This window comes from Microcystis sp. M165S2, from assembly GCF_020245885.1.
Lineage (GTDB): Bacteria > Cyanobacteriota > Cyanobacteriia > Cyanobacteriales > Microcystaceae > Microcystis.
Map to the genome: position 1 here is coordinate 1 of NZ_JADBTZ010000376.1, position 3198 is coordinate 3198.

The following is a 3198-nucleotide window of genomic DNA, read 5'->3' on the forward strand; positions in this document are numbered from 1 at the left end:
CACTGAAAACGGACGGGTCGAAAGTGTCAGACTTAAGCAATTAAGCGTTTTTCGGTGAAGCGTCAACCCCGTTCAGCGACCACCCTAAAAAAGTGGCGTGGTGAGGAATCGCCGTCCGTTTTACGGCGGCGAGGATGTCAACAGAGCCTTAAAAGACATGGTAAACTCGAAATGATTGCTGCTAATCGTCGAGTAATTATGCTTAATCCTTCTATTCGTCAAGAACCCCGCTACGAACCGGCCGCGGTTATTCCCCTAAAAAAAGACGCTTCCATTGTTGAGTGGTTAGAAAAAAATAATCGCATGATTCCCCGGGATAAAGTCGCGGAACCAGATCTCACTCTCGAAGAAGATGTGGAACTATCTGAACTCATGGATGTCGATGATATCGGTTATGATGACGACGAGGATGAATTAGTCTTAGATGAAGATTAATCCCGTCTTCTTTGGCAAATTTTCCCCTTATCTGGCGCTTTAGTCGTGAACGCTAACTTTTTTTCCGCTTCCATTCTTAAAAAACCCACTGGAACCCATCTCCTGATTCTACTAACGGGATTACTATTTCTGTTAGTAGTTTTTTTTCAGTCCACTAATTCCCTGTTACCCCCCCTGATGGCCACGACATTAATCAGTGGTGGTCTTGGTTGCTGGGTAGTGCCGATGCTGCGGCGCTTGAAAATGGGTCAGATTATGCGCGAAGATGGACCACAGGCTCATTTAAAGAAAGCAGGAACCCCGACAATGGGAGGCAGCTTTTTTGTGCCAGTAGCCCTTATTTTCGCTTTAATCTGGTCTAAATTCACTCCTAATGTGGTAGCGGTTGCTTTGCTGACCTTTGTTTACATGGGTATCGGTTGGTTAGACGATTGGCAAATTCTGCGTTATAAGTCGAATAAAGGCCTATCTCCCCAGATGAAGTTAATTTTACAGATAACGGGGGCGGCGCTTTTTTGCCTCTGGATGTTGGTCAATCAGGTGAGTACCGATATCACCCTTTGGGGTCGATTAGTGATTCCTTTGGGCTTTTTCTTCTGGATTTTGGCGGGATTTGTCCTTGTGGCTGAAAGTAACGCCACTAATCTCACCGATGGGGTGGATGGATTAGCGGGGGGAACAGCTGCGATCGCTTTTTTGGGTTTAGGTATTATTATCGCTCCTAGTCATCCGGATTTAGCGATTTTCTGCGCTTGTTTTAGTGGTGCTTGTCTAGGCTTCATTTTTCATAACCGCAACCCCGCTAAGGTGTTCATGGGTGATACGGGTTCCCTCGCTTTGGGAGGTGCTTTAGCTGCGGTGGGTTTAATTGCCGGACATCTCTGGGGATTATTTTTAATTAGTGGTCTGTTCTTTCTGGAATCTCTTTCGGTAATCGCTCAGGTTAGTTATTATAAAGCTACAAAAGGACCCGATGGCAAGGGCAAAAGATTATTAAAAATGGCTCCTTTTCATCATCATTTAGAATTAAGTGGTTGGACGGAAACCCGGATTGTGGGAGCTTTTTATCTGGTTAATGCGCTTTTAGTTGTCTTGGCTATTTGGAGTAGTTAATTAGGCACTAAAGGAAAGACCACAACCACAGGTATTTTGGGCGTTGGTATTGGTAAAACGGAAACCACCACCCATGAGATCTTCTGAATAGTCTAATTTAAAAATTTGTAGGTAGCGATCGCTCTCAGGATCGACTAAAATATTAATACCCTGACTTTGATAAAAGCGATCGTTTTCTGCCGCAATAGGGGTTAATTCGAGATGGTAGTGAAGTCCCGAACAACCCCCGTTTTTTACGGCCAAACGCAGATAGGAACCAGTCAGTCGACGGCTTTGACTCCAACGTTCAATTTCTCTAGCGGCGGCGGGACTTAATTCGATCATTGTTTTTGAGACTATTGTAATAATAATATCAAGTTCTTGTGAAGTTATACCATAGTTGTTGTCCAACTTTATGTTAAGAAATATGTGACTAATAAATGGCGGGAGTAGCTGACAATTTTTAACAGAGAAAACGGGTTTCTCCGAGAAACCCGTTTTCTAGGTGACTTAGAAGGAGAGCTTAGACACTTAAACAAAGAAATTGCTCACGGGAATGTTCCCCAAAGCTGGTAAACTGCCAGTAAATCCAGTGATATTTACTAATAAATCATTGCTGGATTGGAAGCCAGCAGTGAGAGGAGCCGGTATTTGTCACAGGGGACTTAATTTAAGGTAGCATATAGTTAAATGCGTTTTGTCTGCTAGGATAATGCTCAACCTTTCAAAAGACATTCATTCTCTAACTGAGTTTAAACGAAACACGACCCAGTTCATAGAGCATCTCAAACAAACCAAAGACCCTTTGGTGCTTACGATTGATGGGAAAGCAGCACTCGTCGTGCAGGATGCGGAATCCTATCAGACACTTCTTGAAGCTGCAGAATTGGTTGAGACGCTTAAAGGAGTCAAGCGTGGTCTTGAAGAGATGAAGCAAGGCAAAGATAAGAAGGCAGAGGAATTCTTCTCTGAATTGTTCGATAAACTGGACAGTTCTCCATGAGCCAAAAGTATCAAGTGGTCATACAACCTGAAGCACAACAGGGAATTGAAAAAGCCTATCTGTGGTTCAGTAAAGATTCTCCTCGAAAAGCGAGGTTGTGGCTAGAAGGATTGTACAAAGCAATTCTGTCACTAGAGCAAATGCCTTACCGTTGTTCACTTGCTTTTGAAAATAATTTCTTGGAGGAAGAAATCCGACAACTTATTTATGGTAAGGTACGTAGTTCCTACAGAATTCTCTTTACCATCACTGGCGATATTGTGCAGATTCTTTTCGTGCGCCACGTTGCACAAAAGCCTTTGTCAAGTCAAGAAGACGAAGAAGAGTAGAGGTCTATGGCATACCATTGTTGTCCTAAATTGTGACGGCAAAGATTTGATAGGTAAGGTTATACATTTTTCTTTATTTGTAGCAGACATCTTACTGTCCTCTCCCAAAAAGGGAGAGGGGTTGTGGGTGAGGGTAATTAACCATCTCTGCCATTACTTTAGAAAAAAGGTGTTAATTAAACAAAGAAATTACCCACCGGAATGCTCCCTAAAGCTGGTAAAGTGCCAGTAAATCCAGTGATATTTACTAATAAATCATTGCTGGATTGGAAGCCAGCCGTGCTATCATTAATAACGAGGTAAGTTCCAGCTATCGCACCGGTTGTTACCTGCACTAAG

At 43.0% G+C, this 3198-nt stretch carries 6 protein-coding genes and 1 pseudogene; 4 read left to right on the plus strand and 3 right to left on the minus strand.

The window, feature by feature from the left end; translation table 11 throughout:
• Nucleotides 1-171: 171 nt before the first annotated feature.
• On the plus strand, nt 172-435 hold the full coding sequence (locus IM479_RS18685) for a DUF3134 domain-containing protein (protein WP_287684030.1): 264 nt from the start codon (nt 172-174) through the stop codon (nt 433-435).
• Between the two features lie 45 nt (nt 436-480).
• Nucleotides 481-1548 carry a phospho-N-acetylmuramoyl-pentapeptide-transferase gene (gene mraY / locus IM479_RS18690; RefSeq protein ID WP_287077395.1) on the plus strand — a complete coding sequence of 356 codons (1068 nt, stop codon included), beginning with the start codon at nt 481-483 and terminating at the stop codon, nt 1546-1548.
• Here the strand turns inward: mraY and IM479_RS18695 are convergent, their stop codons facing one another.
• Both IM479_RS18695 and IM479_RS22840 read right to left on the minus strand, forming a co-directional pair.
• Entirely contained in the window at nt 1549-1872 is a 324-nt protein-coding gene (locus tag IM479_RS18695; RefSeq protein WP_287684027.1) for a HesB/IscA family protein, read from the minus strand.
• A gap of 186 nt (nt 1873-2058) precedes the next feature.
• A pseudogene (locus IM479_RS22840) lies at nt 2059-2163 on the minus strand (bluetail domain-containing putative surface protein); the annotation flags it as partial.
• 76 nt (nt 2164-2239) lie between these two features.
• Between IM479_RS22840 and IM479_RS18700 the strand changes: the two are divergent.
• On the plus strand, nt 2240-2530 hold the full coding sequence (locus IM479_RS18700) for a type II toxin-antitoxin system Phd/YefM family antitoxin (protein WP_287684028.1): 291 nt from the start codon (nt 2240-2242) through the stop codon (nt 2528-2530).
• Nucleotides 2527-2859, plus strand: coding sequence for a type II toxin-antitoxin system RelE/ParE family toxin (locus IM479_RS18705; RefSeq protein WP_287684029.1), 333 nt, complete (start codon nt 2527-2529; stop codon nt 2857-2859). The genes IM479_RS18700 and IM479_RS18705 overlap by 4 nt, the downstream gene beginning before the upstream one ends.
• Nucleotides 2860-3035: 176 nt before the next feature.
• On the opposite strand, the gene IM479_RS18710 is transcribed toward IM479_RS18705, so the two are convergent.
• Nucleotides 3036-3198 (minus strand): bluetail domain-containing putative surface protein (locus IM479_RS18710; RefSeq protein WP_287684031.1); only part of this gene is annotated, 163 nt, incomplete at its 5' end.

Coding starts and splice junctions, on each gene's coding strand:
- IM479_RS18685 (WP_287684030.1), top strand. CDS start 172: ATGATTGCTGCTAATCGTCGAGTAATTATGCTTAATCCTTCTATTCGT.
- IM479_RS18695 (WP_287684027.1), bottom strand. CDS start 1,872: ATGATCGAATTAAGTCCCGCCGCCGCTAGAGAAATTGAACGTTGGAGT.
- IM479_RS18700 (WP_287684028.1), top strand. CDS start 2,240: ATGCTCAACCTTTCAAAAGACATTCATTCTCTAACTGAGTTTAAACGA.
- IM479_RS18705 (WP_287684029.1), top strand. CDS start 2,527: ATGAGCCAAAAGTATCAAGTGGTCATACAACCTGAAGCACAACAGGGA.